Source organism: Zavarzinia compransoris (assembly GCF_003173055.1).
Lineage (GTDB): Bacteria > Pseudomonadota > Alphaproteobacteria > Zavarziniales > Zavarziniaceae > Zavarzinia > Zavarzinia compransoris.
Window position 1 is genome coordinate 673,706 of record NZ_QGLF01000002.1, and the last position, 17,159, is coordinate 690,864.

The 17,159-nt window shown below is 69.6% G+C and carries 16 protein-coding genes; 8 read left to right on the forward strand and 8 right to left on the reverse strand.

What is annotated here, in order from left to right; all coding sequences use genetic code 11:
* Positions 1-108 precede the first annotated feature (108 nt).
* The 7 genes from DKG75_RS09005 (at position 109) to DKG75_RS09035 (ending at position 7,597) form a co-directional block, all read left to right on the forward strand.
* Positions 109-1,017: a LysR substrate-binding domain-containing protein gene (locus DKG75_RS09005; RefSeq protein WP_166646393.1), complete on the forward strand. Its 909-nt coding sequence runs from the start codon at positions 109-111 to the stop codon at positions 1,015-1,017.
* Positions 1,018-1,082: 65 nt separating this feature from the next.
* Positions 1,083-2,726 (forward strand): 3-(methylthio)propionyl-CoA ligase, encoded by a 1,644-nt coding sequence (locus tag DKG75_RS09010; RefSeq protein WP_109920749.1) that lies wholly within the window; start codon positions 1,083-1,085, stop codon positions 2,724-2,726.
* An 80-nt stretch (positions 2,727-2,806) separates the two neighbouring features.
* Positions 2,807-3,085: a type II toxin-antitoxin system RelB/DinJ family antitoxin gene (locus DKG75_RS09015; protein WP_109920750.1), complete on the forward strand. Its 279-nt coding sequence runs from the start codon at positions 2,807-2,809 to the stop codon at positions 3,083-3,085.
* On the forward strand, positions 3,063-3,389 hold the full coding sequence (locus tag DKG75_RS09020) for a type II toxin-antitoxin system YafQ family toxin (protein WP_243746476.1): 327 nt from the start codon (positions 3,063-3,065) through the stop codon (positions 3,387-3,389). Before DKG75_RS09015 ends, DKG75_RS09020 begins: the two co-directional genes overlap by 23 nt.
* A 41-nt stretch (positions 3,390-3,430) precedes the next feature.
* The gene (locus DKG75_RS09025) at positions 3,431-4,501 is read left to right on the forward strand and encodes a glycosyltransferase (RefSeq protein WP_109921077.1); all 1,071 of its coding nucleotides are present in this window, start codon (positions 3,431-3,433) and stop codon (positions 4,499-4,501) included.
* A complete protein-coding gene (gene asnB, locus DKG75_RS09030; RefSeq protein WP_109920751.1) occupies positions 4,480-6,246 on the forward strand; it encodes an asparagine synthase (glutamine-hydrolyzing) in 1,767 nt (588 codons plus the stop codon). Before DKG75_RS09025 ends, asnB begins: the two co-directional genes overlap by 22 nt.
* Positions 6,247-6,256: 10 nt before the next feature.
* Positions 6,257-7,597 carry a dihydroorotase gene (locus DKG75_RS09035; RefSeq protein ID WP_109920752.1) on the forward strand — a complete coding sequence of 447 codons (1,341 nt, stop codon included), beginning with the start codon at positions 6,257-6,259 and terminating at the stop codon, positions 7,595-7,597.
* A gap of 11 nt (positions 7,598-7,608) precedes the next feature.
* Here DKG75_RS09035 and DKG75_RS09040 read toward each other — a convergent pair whose 3' ends face one another.
* The 6 genes from DKG75_RS09040 to DKG75_RS09065 form a co-directional block, all read right to left on the reverse strand.
* The gene (locus tag DKG75_RS09040; RefSeq protein WP_133636831.1) at positions 7,609-8,214 is read right to left on the reverse strand and encodes a hypothetical protein; all 606 of its coding nucleotides are present in this window, start codon (positions 8,212-8,214) and stop codon (positions 7,609-7,611) included.
* 81 nt (positions 8,215-8,295) lie between these two features.
* A complete protein-coding gene (locus DKG75_RS09045) occupies positions 8,296-9,273 on the reverse strand; it encodes a dipeptide ABC transporter ATP-binding protein (RefSeq protein WP_109920754.1) in 978 nt (325 codons plus the stop codon).
* The gene (locus DKG75_RS09050; protein ID WP_109920755.1) at positions 9,273-10,271 is read right to left on the reverse strand and encodes an ABC transporter ATP-binding protein; all 999 of its coding nucleotides are present in this window, start codon (positions 10,269-10,271) and stop codon (positions 9,273-9,275) included. Before DKG75_RS09050 ends, DKG75_RS09045 begins: the two co-directional genes overlap by 1 nt.
* 2 nt (positions 10,272-10,273) lie before the next feature.
* Entirely contained in the window at positions 10,274-11,167 is an 894-nt protein-coding gene (locus DKG75_RS09055) for an ABC transporter permease subunit (protein ID WP_109920756.1), read from the reverse strand.
* Positions 11,164-12,174: an ABC transporter permease subunit gene (locus tag DKG75_RS09060; RefSeq protein WP_109920757.1), complete on the reverse strand. Its 1,011-nt coding sequence runs from the start codon at positions 12,172-12,174 to the stop codon at positions 11,164-11,166. The genes DKG75_RS09055 and DKG75_RS09060 overlap by 4 nt, the downstream gene beginning before the upstream one ends.
* A 49-nt stretch (positions 12,175-12,223) precedes the next feature.
* Positions 12,224-13,873 carry an ABC transporter substrate-binding protein gene (locus DKG75_RS09065; RefSeq protein WP_243746475.1) on the reverse strand — a complete coding sequence of 550 codons (1,650 nt, stop codon included), beginning with the start codon at positions 13,871-13,873 and terminating at the stop codon, positions 12,224-12,226.
* Between the two features lie 317 nt (positions 13,874-14,190).
* Between DKG75_RS09065 and DKG75_RS09070 the strand changes: the two genes are divergently transcribed.
* Complete coding sequence (locus tag DKG75_RS09070) at positions 14,191-15,825, forward strand: hypothetical protein (protein ID WP_109920759.1); 1,635 nt, start codon at positions 14,191-14,193, stop codon at positions 15,823-15,825.
* Between the two features lie 2 nt (positions 15,826-15,827).
* Here the strand turns inward: DKG75_RS09070 and DKG75_RS09075 are convergent, their stop codons facing one another.
* Both DKG75_RS09075 and DKG75_RS09080 read right to left on the reverse strand, forming a co-directional pair.
* Positions 15,828-16,307 (reverse strand): hypothetical protein, encoded by a 480-nt coding sequence (locus tag DKG75_RS09075; protein WP_109920760.1) that lies wholly within the window; start codon positions 16,305-16,307, stop codon positions 15,828-15,830.
* A gap of 161 nt (positions 16,308-16,468) precedes the next feature.
* Complete coding sequence (locus DKG75_RS09080) at positions 16,469-17,113, reverse strand: extensin-like domain-containing protein (RefSeq protein ID WP_243746474.1); 645 nt, start codon at positions 17,111-17,113, stop codon at positions 16,469-16,471.
* Between the last annotated feature and the right edge of the window lie 46 nt (positions 17,114-17,159).

The window sequence follows — 17,159 nt, forward strand, 5'->3', positions numbered from 1 at the left end:
CGATGGTGCGATCGGTTTAGCGCCCGCCGTATGCCTTCGTCCAATTCGGGCTTGTGGCCAGGATATAAGAAAATCTAAAGTCATGGGATGCATCGGCGATTGCCCCCCATGAATGCGCTGCGCGCGGCCGAGGCGGTGTTCCGCCTGGGCGGGGTGGCCGCTGCCGCCCGCGCGCTGAACGTCAGCCAGCCGGCGGTGAGCCAGCAGTTGCGCCTGCTCGAAGCCGATCTCGGCTGCGACCTGTTCCGGCGGGTCAAGGGCCGCCTGGCGCCGACGCCGGCGGGCGATCTCCTGCTGCCGCGCCTGATGCAGGCTTTCGCCCTGATGGGCGAGGCGGTCGCCCAGTTGCGCGCGGAAACCGCGGCCGGCGACCTGACCGTCGCCGTGCTGCCGACCTTCGCCATGCGCTGGCTGATCCCGCGGCTGGGCGATTTCCAGGCGGCGTGGCCGGAGGCCGACCTGCGCCTCGCGACCGCCGTCGAGCCGGTCGCCCGCCTGCGCGAGGGGGCGGCCGATCTCGCCATCGGCCTCGGGCGGGGGGCGGCGGATTTTCCCGGCCTCGCGGCGGCGGAATGGCTGGCGGAAAGCCTTTATCCCGTGGTCGCGCCGGCGCTGGCGCCGCGCCTGCGCGCCACCGCCGATCTTGCCGCCCTGCCGCGCCTCGTCGTCGATGCGCCGCGCCGGGCCGGGGATTGGGACCTGTGGCTGGCTGCCGCCGGGGTGCCGGGGCTTGGCGCCGCCGGGATCCGGCGTTTCGAGTCCTCGGCCCAGGCGATGGCGGCGGCCGCGGCCGGCCTCGGCGTCGCCCTGGCCCATGGCGCCTTCGTCACCGACGACCTCGTCGCCGGGCGCCTGGTCCGGCCTTTCGCCCTCGGCGTTCCGGCGCCCGAGGGCTATTGGCTGGTGCGCCGCGCCGGGCGTTCGCCCCGCCCTGTGGAGGCCGCCTTCATCGCCTGGCTGAAAGCCGCGGCCGCAGCCGGAATCGAAAGCGACGAGCCACCCCTTGGTGCAGGTTGACGTCAGGCCCTGTAGCACTTAAGTCCAAGGGCAAGCCAACCGATAACAAGCCCGAGGGGGAGAGCATGCGTGGTCTGATGCAGGAGCGTCCGCTCCTGATTTCCTCGTTCCTGTCGTTCGCCGCGATCTATCACAAGGATCGCGAGATCGTGACCCGCACGATCGAAGGTCCGATCCACCGCTATACCTATGCGGATTGCGAGCGCCGGGCCCGGAAACTCGCCAATGCCCTGAAGGGCCTTGGCCTCCAGTTCGGCGACGTGGTGGGCACGCTGGCCTGGAACACCTATCGCCACCTGGAAATCTGGTACGGCGTGTCGGGCCAGGGCATGGTCTGCCACACCATCAACCCGCGCCTGTTCCCGAACCAGATCGCCTATATCGCCAATCACGCCGAGGACAAGGCGATCTTCGTCGACCTCACCTTCGTGCCGCTGGTCGAGAAATTGCTGCCGCACCTCGGCAATGTGAAGCATTTCGTGATCATGACCGACCGGGCCCATATGCCCGCGACCTCGATCCCCGATGCGATCTGCTACGAGGAGCTGGTCGAAGGGGCGTCGGACGATTTCACCTGGCCGGAATTCGACGAGAATACGGCGTCTTCGCTCTGCTACACCTCGGGTACCACGGGCAATCCCAAGGGCGTGCTCTATTCCCACCGTTCGACCGCGCTGCATTCGATGGTCGCCAACGGCAAGGACGCGCTCGGCATGGGCTCGACCGATGCCGTGCTGCCGGTGGTGCCGATGTTCCACGCCAATGCCTGGTCGATCCCCTATGGCGCGCCCATGTCGGGCGCCAAGATCGTGATGCCGGGCGCGGCCATGGACGGCGCCAGCATCTACGAACTGCTGGAGACCGAAGGCGTCACCATGACCGCGGCGGTGCCGACGGTGTGGCTGATGCTGCTCCAGTATCTCGAAAAGGACGGGGGCCGCACACTCTCCACCCTGAAGCGGGTGGTGATCGGCGGCTCGGCCGCGCCGCGCAGCATGATCGAGACCTTCGAGACCCGCTTCGGCGTCTCGGTCTGCCACGCCTGGGGCATGACCGAGATGAGCCCGCTCGGCACCCTCGGCTCGCTGAAGGCGGGGATGGAGAAGCTGCCGCTCGAGGAACGCCTGGACATCCAGTGCAAGCAGGGCCGCGCCGTCTTCTGCGTCGAGATGAAGATCACCGACGACGACGGCAACGAACTGCCGCGCGACGGCAAGGCTTTCGGCCACCTGATGGTGCGCGGGCCCTGGATCGCCGGCGCCTACCTCAAGGGTGACGGCGGCAATATCCTCGACCAGGACGGCTTCTTCGACACCGGCGACGTCGCCACCCTCGACCCCGAGGGCTTCATGCAGATCACCGACCGCGCCAAGGACGTGATCAAGTCCGGCGGCGAATGGATCTCTTCGATCGACCTCGAAAATGCCGCCGTCGGCCACCCCGACGTGGCGGAAGCGGCCGTGATCGGCATCTTCCACCCGAAGTGGGACGAGCGCCCGCTGCTGATCGTGGTCAGGAAGGCGGGCAAGGAGATCGGCAAGGAAGAGATGCTGACCTTCCTCGCCGGCAAGATCGCCAAATGGTGGATGCCGGACGACGTCGTCTTCGTCGACGAGCTGCCCCACACCGCCACGGGCAAGCTGCTGAAGACCAAGCTGCGCGAGGACTTCAAGGACTACAAGCTGCCGACCATCGTCGCGGCGGAGTGACGGATCAGCCCCGCCGGCCACCGGCGGGGCTTTTTTGTGGCTTCCGTGTATCTCATATGAGATACATTCCCCACGAGGTGATGACGATGCGTTCCTCCATGCTCCATGTCCGTGTCGACGAGGAAACCAAGGCGAAGGCGGCCGAGACGCTGGAGGCCATGGGGCTCTCGATGTCGGCGGCGATCCGCCTGTTCCTTCATCGCGTGGTCGTCGATCAGGCCCTGCCGATCGACCTGCGGGTGCCCAATGCCGACACCCGCGCCGCCATGGCGGAGGCGGAGGAACTGGTTCGCCGCCGCCCCCGGTTTGGGGATGCCGCAGCGCTGATCGACGATCTTGAAGAAAAGCGCGGACAGTAAACGGGCCGACCTGCCGAGGGCTGCCGATTATACGAAAGCCTTTCTGAAGGATTGGGACCGGCTGTCCCGCTCGGGCCGGTTCGACATGCACAGGCTGAAGGAGGTGATGATCCTCCTGATGGCCAACGCAGGGCCCCTTGGCCCCGAATGGCTGGATCATCCGCTGAAGGGGAATTGGGCCGGCTATCGAGAGTGCCATGTCGGCGGCGATTTCCTGTTGATCTACAGGCTTGAGGCGGCGGGGCGGCATGATTTCCTCGTTTTCACCCGGGCCGGAACCCATGCAGACCTCTTTGCCGAGTAGAGCCGTTTGACGCTGTCGGGCAAAAGGGCTAGTGGATGCGCATGCGTGTGATCCAGGCCATGGCCGGCGCGCCCCAGGGCGGGGCCGAGGCTTTCTATGCCCGTCTCGTGCCGGCGCTGGCCCGGGCCGGGCTGGAGCAACGGGCCGTCACCCGGCCGGTGCCCGAGCGGCTGGAGGTGCTGGCGCGGGATGGCGTGCCGGCGCTCGAAATTCCGTTCGGCAATCCCTATCTGGACCTGCTCAGCCGCTGGAAGTTCCGGGGCGCGATCAAGGCGTTCCGGCCGGATGTCGTCGTCACCTGGGCCAATCGGGCGACGGCGCTGTGCCCGTCCAGCCCGGTGGCCGGGCATCGCTTCCTCAAGGTCGGGCGGCTCGGCGGCTATTACGACGTGAAATATTACAGGGATTGCGACCATCTGGTGGGCAATACCCCGGGCATCTGCGCCTATCTCCGCGACAAGGGCTGGCCGGCGGAACGGGTGCATCATGTGCCGAATTTCGTCGATCCGCCGCGCCGGGCGGCGGTCACCCGCGACAGTATCGGCACGCCCCCGGAGGCCACCCTGGTGGTGGCGCTGGGCCGGCTGCACCGGAACAAGGCGTTCGATACGCTGCTGAAGGCGCTGGCGGGCCTGCCGGGGGTGCATCTCTGGCTGGCCGGGGCCGGCCCGGAAGAGGCGGCGCTGAAAGCGCTGGCGGCCGGGCTCGGCCTCGCGGACCGGGTGAAGTTCCTCGGCTGGCGCAGCGATTCCGCGGAACTGATCGCGGCGGCGGATATTTTCTGCTGCCCGTCCCGGCACGAGCCGTTCGGCAATGTGATCGCGGAGGCCTGGGCCGCCGGGCGGCCGGTGGTGGCCGCCGCCGCCTCCGGCCCCGCCCTGATGGTGAAGGACGGGATCGACGGCCTGCTGGCCCCGGTCGACGATGCCGGGGCGCTGGGGCGGGCCATCGCCCGGCTGGCGGGCGACCGGGCCCTGGCGGCGGCCGTCGCGGCGGCCGGGCGGGCGCGCTACGAAGCGCAATTCTCCGAGCCGGCGGTAGTCCGCCTGTGGCTGGATTTCTTCGCGCGGATCGTGGGCGGGGGGGCATCATGTGCGGCATCGCGGGGTTGATGACCACCGGCGGCGCGCCGGATGCCGCCGTGCTCGACCGGCTGGACGCCGCGCAGCTGCACCGGGGGCCGGACGGTATCGGCCGCCATGTCGCCGGCGATACGGCGTTGTTGCAGCAGCGCCTGGCCATCATCGATCTTTCCACCGGCGACCAGCCCTTCGTGCGCGGGAACGGCCTCGCCCTGGTCGGCAACGGCGAGATCTATAATTACCGCGAACTGAAGCGGGATCTGGCCGGCTGGCCCTTCGTCTCCCAGTCGGACTGCGAAGTTCCCCTGCCGCTTTACGAGCGCGCGGGCCTCGGCTTCCAGGACCCCTTGCGCGGCATGTATGCCCTGGCGCTGGCCGATCGGGCCGGCGGCCGGCTGGTGCTGGCGCGCGACCGTTTCGGCATCAAGCCGCTCTATGTCGCCGAAACCCCGCACGGGCTGGTCTTCGCCTCGGAACCCCAGGCGATCATCGCGACCGGGCTGGTGGCGCCGGCGCTGCGCCCTGAATCGGTGCAGGAACTCCTGCAGTTGCAGTTCCAGCTGGGCCGCGAGACGATCTTCGCCGGCATCCGCCGCCTGCTGCCCGGGGAACAGGTGGTGGTGCAGGGTGGGCGCGTGACCGCCTCGCGCCGCCTGCCGGCGCTCGAACCCGGCCCCGACTTCCGCACCGAGGCGGAGGCGCTGGCCGCCTTCGACGCCGCCTTCGCCGACAGTATCGACGTCCACCGCCGTTCCGACGTGCCCTATGGCATGTTCCTGTCGGGCGGGATCGACAGTGCGGCCGTGCTGGCCATGATGGCCCGGCAGATGGACCGGCCGGTCGAGGCTTTCACCGCCTATTTCCCCGGCACCGGCGCCGCGGACGAGCGCGAGCAGGCGAAAGCCGTCGCCGCCGCGACCGGCGCCCGCCACCACGAGGTGTCCTTCGACGAGGCGGATTTCCTGGCCCTGCTGCCCCGGGTCGCCGCGGCCATGGACGATGCGGCGGCGGATTATGCCGCGCTGCCCACCTTCAAGCTGGCCGGCGCCGCGCGCGAAGCCGGCATCAAGGTGGCGCTGTCGGGCGAGGGCGGTGACGAGCTTTTCGCCGGCTACAGCCGCTATCGCCGGCTGCTGCGCCCGCGCCTGTTCGGCGGCCGGGCCATGCGCGCCAAGGGGCCCTTCGATGCCCTGCCCGGCCTGCTGCGCGACGGTGGCGACGGCTGGCGCCGGCGGTTCGAGGCGACGGCGGATCAGGTCCGCCCCCTTGCCGGCAAGGACCGGCTGCGCCAGGCCCAGGCGACCGACATGGCGGACTGGCTGCCCAACGACCTGCTGGTCAAGCTGGACCGCTGCCTGATGGCCCATGGCGTCGAAGGGCGCACCCCCATGCTGGACCCGGCGGTGGCCGCGGTCGCCTGGCGCCTGCCGGCGGACCTGAAGATCCGGGCCCGGCTCGGCAAATACCTGCTGCGCCGCTGGGTCGAGCGCCATGTCCCGGCCGCGCGACCCTTCGCCCGGAAGCAGGGTTTCACCGTGCCGGTGGATCATTGGATCGGCAAGCACGGGGCCCGGCTGGCCGATCTCCTGTCGCGCGATCCGGGCATCGCCGCCATTGCCGAACCGGGGGCGGTCGCCCGCCTGTTCCGCGACGGCGAGCGGGATCACGGCACCGCGCGCTGGCGCCTGCTGTTCTTTGCCCTCTGGTACCGCCGGCACATGCTGGGCCAGCGGCCCGACGGGGATATTTTCGACTGCCTGGCCGAGCGGCCGTGAGGATTCAATCATGACCCTGCGCTTCGATCTCGTCGTGACCGGCGGCACCATCGTCAACCAGAACGGCCGGGGGGCGGGCGATATCGGCATCGTCGGCGGCCGCATCGCCGCCATCGGCGATCTTGCGCGGGCCGATGCCGGCAGCCGCTTCGATGCGACCGGCCTCCACGTCCTGCCCGGCGTGATCGACAGCCAGGTGCATTTCCGCGAGCCCGGCCTCGAACACAAGGAAGACCTGGCTACCGGCTCGCTCGCCGCGGTGAAGGGCGGGGTGACCGCGGTCTTCGAGATGCCGAACACCAAGCCCTCGACCACGACGCCCGACGACCTCGACGAAAAGCTGCGCCGTGCCTGGGGCCGGATGTTCTGCGACCACGCCTTCTATGCCGGCGCCACCGACGACAACATGGGCGCGCTGGCGGCCATGGAGGCGATGCCGGGCTGCGCCGGGATCAAGGTGTTCATGGGGGCCTCCACCGGCTCCCTGCTGGTGGCCGAGGATGCGGGGCTGGAAAAGGTGCTGGCCACCGGGCGGCGCCGCGTCGCCATCCATGCCGAGGACGAGAACCGCCTGAAGGAACGCCGCGCGCTCGCCGACAGCGGCGATGTCGCCGACCATTGCCATTGGCGCGACGCGACCTCGGCCATGCTGGCGACCCAGCGGGCGGTGGCGATCGCCCGCCGCCTGGGCCGGCGCATCCACATTCTTCATGTCACCACGGCGGAAGAGATGGCGTTCCTGGCCGGGCACAAGGATCTGGTCACGGTCGAGACCACGCCCCAGCACCTGACCCTGGCGGCGCCCGAGGCCTATCGCCGCCTCGGCAGCTATGCCCAGATGAACCCGCCGATCCGCGAGGAACACCACCGCGCCGGCCTTTGGGAGGCGGTGCGCGCCGGCATCGTCGACGTCATCGGCTCCGACCATGCGCCGCACACGGCGGAAGAGAAGGCGAAGCCCTATCCGCAGAGCCCGTCCGGCATGCCGGGGGTGCAGACCCTGCTGCCCCTGCTGCTCGACCATGCGTCGAAGGGCGCCCTGACCCTCGAACGGGTGGTGGACCTGACCAGCGCCGGCGCCCAGCGCATCTTCAACCTTGCGGCCAAGGGAAGGATCGCCCTTGGTTACGACGCCGACCTGACCCTGGTCGACCTGAAGGCGACGCGGGAAATCACCGCCGATTGGCTGGCCAGCCGCTGCGGCTGGAGCCCCTTCGAAGGCCAGACCGTGACCGGCTGGCCCATGGCGACCATCATCCGCGGCCATGTGGTGATGCGCGACGGCGAGGTGCCGGGCCCCGCCATCGGCGCGCCGGTGCGCTTCGCCGAGGTGCCTGCCGCCTTCGTTTAGGCCGCCTTTATCTAGATCGTGGTGGGATGCGCCATGTTGAAGGCGGACGGCGCGATCTGGGTCGGATAGCCGGTCTGCGGGCTGAAGCTGTAGACCGGGCCTTCCCAATCGCCGAAGTCGATCGTGTCCTTGATCTTGCGCCCGCCCGAATAGCTGGCCTGGACCTGGTGGTAATACTGGGTGTCGCGGGCGGCGATGACTTCGGCGCCGGACCACAGCGCCAGTTCGCCGCACAGGCGCTGGCCGTCGCCTTCGGTGCCTTCGTTGCCGGCGGCGGTATCGGCGGGCGCGCAGGCGAAGATCACGATCCGGCCGATCAGGCCCTTCCAGGCCCGGGTCTTGCCGACGTTGTAAAGATCCAGCCCTTCCTTGCACAGGTGCAGGCCGAAGCCGCCGTGTTCCTGGAGGTCGGTCTGCTGCCGGCCGAGATTGTCGTGGCCTTCATAGCCGTGGCAGAAGATGTGCAGCGTCGACAGCCGGCCGCGGCTGCGGGCGCTGGAGGCGACCACGCGGATCATGGAATCGACCGAGCGGTTGCCGTTCACCAGCATGACGAAATTATAGTTCAGCGGCGTTTTGCCGTGCAGACGCGTGTCGTGGACGATCATCGTGGCCATGTCGACCTCCCCATGCCGCATGTCCCCCAGCGGCGATGCTCGGATGATGCGCTAATCCCGGCCGATTTCAATTGATAGCCGTCACGAATCTCGGTCCGCGAAATGGCAGGCGACGAGGCTGCCGCCGACCGGGCGCGGCAGCGGCCGTTCGGCCGCGCAGCGCGCCGTCGCCTCGGGGCAGCGGGTGCGGAAGACGCAGCCGCTGGGCGGGTTCAGGGGCGAGGGCAGTTCGCCGGTCAGGGCCGGCGTCGCGGAGCGGCGCCCGATCGTCTCCAGGCTGGGGCGCGAGGCCAGCAGGGCCCGCGTATAGGGGTGGCGCGGGCGGGCGAAGAGGTCGGCGGCGCCGGCCTGTTCCACCGGCAGGCCGAGATACATGACCAGCACCTCGTCGGCCACGAAGCGGACGACGCCGAGGTCGTGGCTGATGAAGACCATGGCGAGGCCCATCTCTTCCTGCAGGTCCATCAGCAGGTTCAGGACCTGGGCCTGGACCGAGACGTCGAGGGCGGAGACCGGCTCGTCGGCGACCAGGATGCGCGGGCGCAGCATCAGGGCCCGGGCGATGGCGACGCGCTGGCGCTGCCCGCCCGAGAACATGTGGGGATAGCGTTCGGCATGTTCCGGCCGCAGCCCCACCTTGGTCAGCATGGCGGCGACCGCGGCGCGGCGGGCCGGGGCGTCCAGCGCCGTATTGATCACCAGGGGCTCGGCCAGGGCGGCGCCGATGGTGCGGCGCGGGTTCAGGGAGCCATAGGGGTTCTGGAACACCATCTGGACCGCGCTGCGCAGGGCCTTCCGCTCGGCCCCCGCGGGATCGGCGGCATCCCGGCCGTCGATCAGCAGGCGGCCGCCGCTCGGCCGTTCGATCAGGGTGAGCTGGCGGGCGAGCGTGGATTTGCCGCTGCCCGATTCGCCGACGATCGCCAGGGTGCGCCCGGGCGACAGGGTGAAGGACACGCCGTTGACGGCATGGAGATCGCGCGGGCGGCGGAACATCCCGCGCGGGACCGGATAGGTCTTGCGCAGGTCCAGGGCTTCGAGAACGGTGGCCTTGTGCATCACGGCACCCCCGCCGCGGGCTGGCCGCCGGGCCCGAGCGGGCGGTGGCAGCGCACGCCGCCGGCAGGCGTCGGGTGCAGCAGCGGGTGCTCGGTCACGCAGCGGCCGTCGGCGAAGGTGCAGCGCGGTTGCAGCAGGCAGCCCGCCGGCCGGTCCAGCGGGCCCGGCACCACGCCCGGGATCGCGGGCAGGCGGCCGCGCCGCCCGGTCGCCTGCCATTGCGCCAGCGCCCGGTCGGGCAGGGCGTTCAGCAGGGCGGCGGTATAGGGATGGGCGGGTCGGGTGAAGAGATCGGCGGTCGGCGCCATTTCGACCACTTCGCCGGCATACATCACCACCACCCGGTCGGCGATTTCCGCCAGCACGCCGAGATCATGGGTGATGAAGACGAGGCCCATGCCCTTCTCGCGCTGCAAATCGACCAGAAGGCGCAGGATCTGGGCCTGGATGGTGACGTCGAGGGCGGTGGTCGGCTCGTCCGCGATCAGCAGCCGGGGGTCGAGGGCGACGCTCATCGCGATCATCACGCGCTGGTTCATGCCGCCCGACATCTGGTGCGGAAAGGACGACAGGCGCCGCCCGGCATCGGGGATGCCGACCATCGCCAGCAGTTCCGCCGCCCGCTCGCGGCGTTTGCGGCGCTCGCGGTAGCCGTGCACGGCCAGCACTTCCTCAATCTGGAAGCCGACCGTATAGGACGGGTTCAGGCTGGTCATCGGTTCCTGGAAGATCATGGCGATGTCGCGGCCGAGCAGGCGGCGGCGCTCGCGCCCGCTCATGGCCAGCAGGTCGCGCCCGTCGAAGCGCAGCAGCCCGGCGCTGACCTTGCCCGGCGCATCGATCAGCCCCATGACGGCGAGCGAGGTCACCGACTTGCCCGAGCCGGATTCGCCGACGATGCCGACGATCTCCCCCGCCTCGACCGCGAGATCGACGCCGGACACGGCCTGGAAGGCGCCGAAGCGGACGGAAAGGTCGCGCACTTCGAGGAGGGCCATGATCAGCGCTCCTTCAGCTTGGGATCGAGGGCGTCGCGCAGCCCGTCGCCCAGCAGGTTGAAGGCCAGCACGGTGAGGAGAATGGCCAGCCCCGGGAAGGTCACCACCCACCAATGCCCGGACTGCACGAATTTCTTGGCGTCGGCCAGCATGGTGCCCCATTCCGGCGTCGGCGGCAGGGCGCCGAGGCCGAGGAAGCCGAGCGCCGCCGCATCCAGGATGGCGGAGGAAAAGCCGAGCGTCGCCTGCACGATCAGGGGCGCCAGGCAGTTGGGCAGGACCACGATCACCATCATGCGCCAGAGGCCGGCGCCGGCGATGCGGCTGGCGGTGACGTAATCCTTGGCCAGTTCGGTGATCACCGTCGCCCGGGTCAGGCGCACGTAATGGGGCAGGACCACGATGGCGATGGCGATCATGGCATTGACCAGCGAGGGGCCGAGCACGGCAACGATGGCGACCGCCAGCAGCAGGCTGGGCAGGGCCATCAGGATATCCATCAGGCGCATGATCACCTGGTCGACGGTGCCGCGCATGAACCCCGCGACCAGCCCGAGCAGCACGCCGAAGCCGAGCGAGACGGTGACGACGATGACGCCGATCAGCAGCGACAGCTGTGCCCCCCAGACGATGCGCGAGAAGATGTCGCGGCCGACATCGTCGGTGCCGAGCAGGAAGCGCCAGTCGCCGCCGCCGGCCCAGGGCGGCGGCACCAGGAAACTGTCGCGATACTGGATATCCGCGGCATGGGGCGCGACGACGGGCGCGAAAACGGCCGAGAAAGTCACCAGCAGGATGAACACCAGCCCGGCCAGGGCGCCGCGGTTGCGGCTGAAGTCGCGCCAGAAATCGGCCAGCGGCGCGGGCGGGCGGGCGGTGGCGGCGGCGCCGGTCATTTCTGATACCTGATGCGCGGGTTGATCAGGCCGTAGAGCAGGTCGACGGCCAGATTGACGGTGATGATGGTGACGGCGATCAGCAGGATGCCGCCCTGGACCGCGGGGAAATCGCGCCGGCCGATGGCATCGATCAGCCATTTGCCGATGCCGGGCCAGGAAAAGATGGTCTCGGTCAGCACGGCGCCGGCCAGCAGGGTGCCGGTCTGGAGGCCGATGACGGTGACCACCGGGATCAGGGCATTGCGCAGCGCATGGACCCAGATCACCCGGGACGGCGACAGGCCCTTGGCCCGGGCCGTGCGGATATAGTCCTCGCCCAGCACTTCCAGCATGGCGGAGCGGGTCATGCGCGCGATCACCGCCAGCGGAATCGTGCCCAGCACGACTGAGGGCAGGATCAGGTGATGCAGCGCCGACCAGAAGGCGCCGGGCTCTTCCGACAGCAGGGTATCGATCAGCATGAAGCCGGTGGTCGGCTCGATGTAATAGAGAACGTCCAGCCGGCCCGAGACCGGGGTCAGGCCCAGGATATTGGAGAACAGCACGATCAGGAGCACCGCCCACCAGAAGATCGGCATGGAATAGCCGGTCAGCGCCGCGCCCATCACGCCGTGGTCGAAGATGCTGCCCCGGGTCAGCGCCGCCAGGATGCCCGCCGGCAGGCCGATGACGATGGCGATGGCCATGGCGACGATGGAGAGTTCGATCGTCGCCGGGAAGAGTTCGAGGAATTCGTCCAGCACCGGGCGCTGCGTAACATAGGATTTCCCCAGGTCCCCCTGCACCACCTGTCCGAGATAGGCCAGGAATTGCTCGTGCAGCGGCCGGTCCAGGCCCAGCGCCTTGCGCCGTTCGGCCAGTTGCTCGGTGGTGATGCCGCGCTCGCCGGAGCGGGCCTCGACCGCATCGCCGTGCAATTGGCGGACGAGGAAGAAGGCGAGAAGCACCACGCCCAGAAGGGTGGGGATCAGGACGAGAAGGCGGGACGACAGAAAGCGCAGCATGGGGGTTCGGGCCCGCCCCCACCCCCGGCCGGGGTGGGGGCGGAAATCCTTACTTCATGTCCACTTCCTTGAACTCGTGGCTGCCCAGCGGGCTGATCTTGTAGTTCACCACCTTGTCGCTGACCGGTTCCGAGACGACCGAATGGGCGATCACGAACCAGGGCGCATCCTCGTGGAACACGGCCTGCGCCTGCTCATAGAGCTTGGTGCGTTCCGCGATGTCGGAAACCGCCTGGGCCTTGCGGACCAGAGCGTCGAAATCCTTGTTGCACCATTTGGCCAGATTGCCGCCGCCGGGACGCGCGGCATCGCAGCCGAGCAGCGTATAGAGGAAATTGTCCGGGTCGCCGTTGTCGCCGGTCCAGCCCAGCTGGCACATCTGGTGCTCGCCGTTCTGGCAGCGCTTGCGGTATTCGCCCCATTCGTAGGTGACGATCTTGGCCTTGAAGCCGACCTGGGCCAGATCGGCCTGGATCAGTTCGGCGATCTTCTTCGCGTCCGGGTTATAGGGGCGCTGCACCGGCATCGCCCAGATGTCGGTCTCGATCTCGCCGGTGACGCCGGCCGCTGCCAGCAGTTCCTTGGCCTTGGCCGGATCATAGGGATAGTCGGCGATCGACTTGTTGTAGGACCAGATGGTGGGCGGGATCGGGTTCACCGCCGGCTGGCCGGCAGCACCATAGACCGCCTTGATGATCGCCGCCTTGTCGATCGCCATCGACAGGGCCTGGCGCACTTCCTTCCTGTCGAAGGGCGGCTTTTCCGTGTTGAAGGCGAGGTAGCCGACGTTGAGGCCCGGCTGCTGCATCAGCGTGACGCCCGGGGTCGCCTTCATCGTCTCCAGGTCCTGGGGGTTCGGATAGGGGGCGATATGGCATTCGCCCGCCTTCAGCTTGGCCCAGCGGGTCGAGGCGTCGGGGGTGATGGCGAAGATCAGGCTGTCCAGCTTCGGCTTGCCGGCCCAATAGGCGTCGTTCGCCTTGAAGCGGATGATCGCGTCCTTCTGGTACTGGACGAAGCTGAAGGCGCCGGTGCCGATCGGTTCCTGGTCCAGCTTCTCGGGCGTGCCGGCCTTCAGCAGGGCATCGGCATATTCGGCCGAGAGAATGGTGGCGAAGTCCATCGCCAGATTGGCGATGAAGGGCGCGTTCGGCTTGGTCAGCACGAAGCGGACGGTGTAGTCGTCGACCTTGTCGATCGACGCCAGCATGTCGGCCATGCCCATATCGCCGAAATAGTCGTAAGCGCCGCCCGAGACGCCGTGATAGGGGTGGTCCTTCTTCCACATGCGGTTGAACGAGAACAGCACGTCGTCCGCGTTGAAGTCGCGGGTCGGGGTGAAAGTCTTGCCGGTGTGGAACTTCACGCCCCGGCGCAGCTTGAATTCATAGGTCAGGCCATCGGCCGACACGGACCAGGATTCCGCCAGCCCCGGGCGGGTTTCGGTGGTGCCGGGCACGAAGTCGACCAGGCGGTCGTAGACCGGGCGCGCCGCGTCGAACGAGGTGCCGGTGGTGTTGAGCTGCGGGTTGAAATTCTCGGGGCTGCCCTCCGAGCAATAGACCAGCGTCTTGGCCGCCTGGGCCTGGCCGCCGAAGCCGATGGCGAGCGCCGCCGCCGCGACCGTCATCGCGGCAAGGCTCCTGATCCCCGATCGTTTTCCGTCCGATCGAACCTGCATGACTGCCTCCGTTGCCATGACTGCCTCCGTTGCCTCGCGGGCGCCGCGTCTCGGCGCGGGGCCGCTTCAGGGCGGGGAACCTCGCGCATTCCCTCGGAGGTTCCGCTTGCGTGACAAGACTAGATCGCTTTTTCCGGGAATGGCGAGCCGAATTCACTGTAGCAAATCCGTAATTCCGTTTTGCGCCGCGGCATGGCGCATTCCCGCAATCCGGGGGGTTCGCCCCCTCTGGTCAAGCGGGTGGCGAATGGGCATGATGGCGCCGCTTTCCTTCCGGTCCCGCGGTGCCGCTTCTGATGCCTTTGCTCGATCAAGTTTCCGCCCGTCTTGCGTCGATGGTCGGCTTCGTTCTGTCCCTCGCCGGCGGGCCGGCATCCATCTTGTCCCTGGCCGGCGGGCCGGCGTTCCTGCTGTTCCTGGCCGGCGGGCCGGCATGCCTGCTGTTCCTGGCCGGCGGCCCGGCCCAGGCCGCGGTCACGGCGCAGCAGGTGATCGACGCCGCCCTGCTCAGCGCGACCCAGATCGCCGATGCCAACGAGCGGGGCCTCGTCGTCTCGACCATCGCCGAGGAGCGGGCGAAGGCGGGGGATTGGGCCGCGGTCGACCGAATCGTCGCCGGCATCGAAGATGTGCCGGTGCGCGACGACGCCCTGGCCCAGGCGGCCCTGATCGCCGCCGGCCGCGGCGACGTCGAACGGGCCGGTGCCCTGGTCGCCCGCCTGTCGGACGAGGACGGCAAGGGCGATGCAGCGGCCAGCGTCGCCACCGCCCTGGTGCGCCAGGGCTCGGTCTCGACCGGGATCGCGGTCGCCCGCGCCATCGCCGATGCCGAACAGCGCTTCCGTGCCCTGGTCGACGTGGCCCGGGCCATGGCGGTGCGGCGCGACCCCGCGGCCGGCCGCGTGCTCGACGATGCGCTTCAGGTCCTGGCCCTGGTCACCGACCAGGCCCTGCTCGGCCGCCTGCGTCAGGTCGCGGCCCAGGCGGCGACCGCCATGGGCGATGCCGCCCGGGCGCTCGCCATCGCCGACAGTATCGACGATGCGGCCCGGCGCCTCCAGGTGCTGCGCGGGGCAGCGCTCGGCTTCGCCCGCAGCGGCCAGACGGTCGGGGCCACCGCCGCCGCCGACCGCGCCCTCGAACATCTGGCGGAAGCGCCGGATGCACGGGAACAGGCGTTCATCCTGCTCGATGTCGGCATTGCTCTCGGCCTCGTCGGCGATGCCGACCGGGCGCGCCAGGCCTTTGCCGGCGCGGTCGAGGCGGTGCGCGGCCTCACCCCCGAGACCGTGGGCGAGATCGAGGGACTGGTGCCCGGCGCGGCCATCGCCGCCGGCCTGAACGGTTTCGGCATCGAGGCGGCGCGCGGCCTGCCCGATATCGTGGTGCGCGACCTTGCGCTGCGCGGGGCCGTGATCGCCCTGGTCGAGGCGAAGAAACTGGCGGAAGCCCAATCGATCGCCGGCGAGATCCAGGACGGCCAGATCCGCGACGCCGCCTTGCAGGCCCTGGCCGCCGGCGCCGCCGAGGCGCGGGATATCCCGCTGGCCAATGCCGCCGTCGAGGCGATCGCCGGCCAGCAGGCGCGCCAGTCGGCGACCGGCGCGGTGGCCGAGACGCTGGCCCGCATCGGCGATGTCCCGGCCGCCTTCGATGCCCTGAAGCGCATGGCCGAATCGCCGGAGCGCGAGGACGTCGCCCTCGAACTGGCCAGCATTTTCGCCGAGAGGGGCAATGTCGAGGCGGTGAAACAGGCGGTCGCCGATGTCCAGAGCACGGAAAACCGCGAAATCGGTGCCGCCAACGTCGCCCTGGCCGAGCTTGCCGCCGGCAATCTCCCCGGCGCCCTCGAGGCTGCCCGCGGCCTGACCGAACCGACCCTGCGCGCCCTGGTCTTCGCGCGCATCGCGACGGCCACGGGCGATATCGTGCTGGACGCGCCCGCCCTGCTGCCCTCGCCGGCGGAATAGGCTCAGAAGCCGCCGGCCGGGACCGCCGGCGCTTCCCCTGCGCGCGGGGGCGCGTAGAGGTCGAAGGCGGCGGGCGGGGTGACCTGCGGCGGTGCGGGGGGCACGAAGCTCCGGGCGCAGAACAGGATGTTGCCGCCGGCGACGATGCCCGCGACCTTGCCCGTGGTGTCGATGAAGGCGGTGACGTCGCAGTCCTGGGGGATGGGCTTGCCCTCCACCATGGCTTCGCCGTCGCGCGACCAGACGGCGATGGTGCCGCCGTCGCTGGCCGGTCGCTCGGTCGTCGGCGGGCCGTAGTCGCGGACGAGGTCGGCCTTCGGCTTGGTGTAATAGCGCTCCATATGATCGCCGAAGGCGGCGCGGGCCGTGGCGGTCGGGTCCGGCGCCGGGGCTTGCGGCGCCGGCCGGACCGGCTTGGCGCAGCCGGCGGCGCCGAGGCCGAGGGCGGCCAGGGCGAAAAGGGCGGGAATCTTCAGGGACATGCGCGGCAATCGGGGACCTCGCCCGACTTCTAGAGCGGTTTCCGGCAAAGTGGCAACCGGTTTGCCGAGAGAAACCGCTCTATTTAAGGACATTTGACCGAATTGCCGATTCAATGAATCGGCAATTCGGTCTGGCGCGCTTTCCGGCAAAGGGGAAAGGCTTACTCGCAGGCGCTGAACGGCCCCATGTCGAGATGCAGGTGGTCGGCGTGGGCGGCATTGTAGTCGGGGCCGAGAACGACGGCGAAGAAACGGCAGGCGCCGTCGCGCACCCGGGCCAGGAAGCGCCCCTCCGGGGTCTTGCGGCCCCAGTCGTCCTTCACGCCGATGCGCTGGCCGCCGGCGGTGACGAAGCCGGCGAGGTCGATCGCATTGGCGGTCGCATGTTCGCTGCGCCGGCCGCCCGGGTCGTGGCCGATGTTGCGGCAATTGTAGGTGCCGAGATCCTCGATCCGGGTGATCCGGCTGGTCAGCTCGCGGTCGGCGGCGGGGATCAGGGCGTGGCGCTCGAACAGGACGAAGGCGGCGGCCAGGGCGCAGGTCATCGCCACCGGCTGGCGGAAGCGCGCCTTCTCGCCGCCGTAGCGGACGGCATCGACCAGGCCGCAGCCCCCGGCCAGGGGCCGGTTCGGCACGGGTGCGGCCTCGATCCCGGCGGCCTTGAGGGTGGCGCGGCAGGCGGCGGGATCGTCGCGCAGGGCCCGCAACTGCCAGCCGGTGAAGAGCCCCGGCGCGGCGTCGAGGTCGAGCCGGGCGAGGGGATCGTCGCCCGGCGGCAGCCAGCCCTGGCGGTGGGCCAGCCACAAGCCGCCCGCCGCCAGCCCCAGAAAGCCGGCGATCAGGGCGAATTTC

Excerpts from the sequence above, each read along its gene's own strand:
- DKG75_RS09055 (WP_109920756.1), bottom strand. The coding sequence starts at position 11,167 with ATGACCGGCGCCGCCGCCACCGCCCGCCCGCCCGCGCCGCTGGCCGAT.
- DKG75_RS09015 (WP_109920750.1), top strand. The coding sequence starts at position 2,807 with ATGACGATGCGTTCCTCCATGCTCCATGTCCGTGTCGACGAGGAAACC.
- asnB (WP_109920751.1), top strand. The coding sequence starts at position 4,480 with ATGTGCGGCATCGCGGGGTTGATGACCACCGGCGGCGCGCCGGATGCC.
- DKG75_RS09045 (WP_109920754.1), bottom strand. The coding sequence starts at position 9,273 with ATGCACAAGGCCACCGTTCTCGAAGCCCTGGACCTGCGCAAGACCTAT.
- DKG75_RS09035 (WP_109920752.1), top strand. The coding sequence starts at position 6,257 with ATGACCCTGCGCTTCGATCTCGTCGTGACCGGCGGCACCATCGTCAAC.
- DKG75_RS09070 (WP_109920759.1), top strand. The coding sequence starts at position 14,191 with ATGGTCGGCTTCGTTCTGTCCCTCGCCGGCGGGCCGGCATCCATCTTG.
- DKG75_RS09050 (WP_109920755.1), bottom strand. The coding sequence starts at position 10,271 with ATGGCCCTCCTCGAAGTGCGCGACCTTTCCGTCCGCTTCGGCGCCTTC.
- DKG75_RS09065 (WP_243746475.1), bottom strand. The coding sequence starts at position 13,873 with ATGGCAACGGAGGCAGTCATGCAGGTTCGATCGGACGGAAAACGATCG.
- DKG75_RS09060 (WP_109920757.1), bottom strand. The coding sequence starts at position 12,174 with ATGCTGCGCTTTCTGTCGTCCCGCCTTCTCGTCCTGATCCCCACCCTT.
- DKG75_RS09025 (WP_109921077.1), top strand. The coding sequence starts at position 3,431 with ATGCGTGTGATCCAGGCCATGGCCGGCGCGCCCCAGGGCGGGGCCGAG.
- DKG75_RS09075 (WP_109920760.1), bottom strand. The coding sequence starts at position 16,307 with ATGTCCCTGAAGATTCCCGCCCTTTTCGCCCTGGCCGCCCTCGGCCTC.
- DKG75_RS09005 (WP_166646393.1), top strand. The coding sequence starts at position 109 with ATGAATGCGCTGCGCGCGGCCGAGGCGGTGTTCCGCCTGGGCGGGGTG.
- DKG75_RS09040 (WP_133636831.1), bottom strand. The coding sequence starts at position 8,214 with ATGGCCACGATGATCGTCCACGACACGCGTCTGCACGGCAAAACGCCG.
- DKG75_RS09010 (WP_109920749.1), top strand. The coding sequence starts at position 1,083 with ATGCGTGGTCTGATGCAGGAGCGTCCGCTCCTGATTTCCTCGTTCCTG.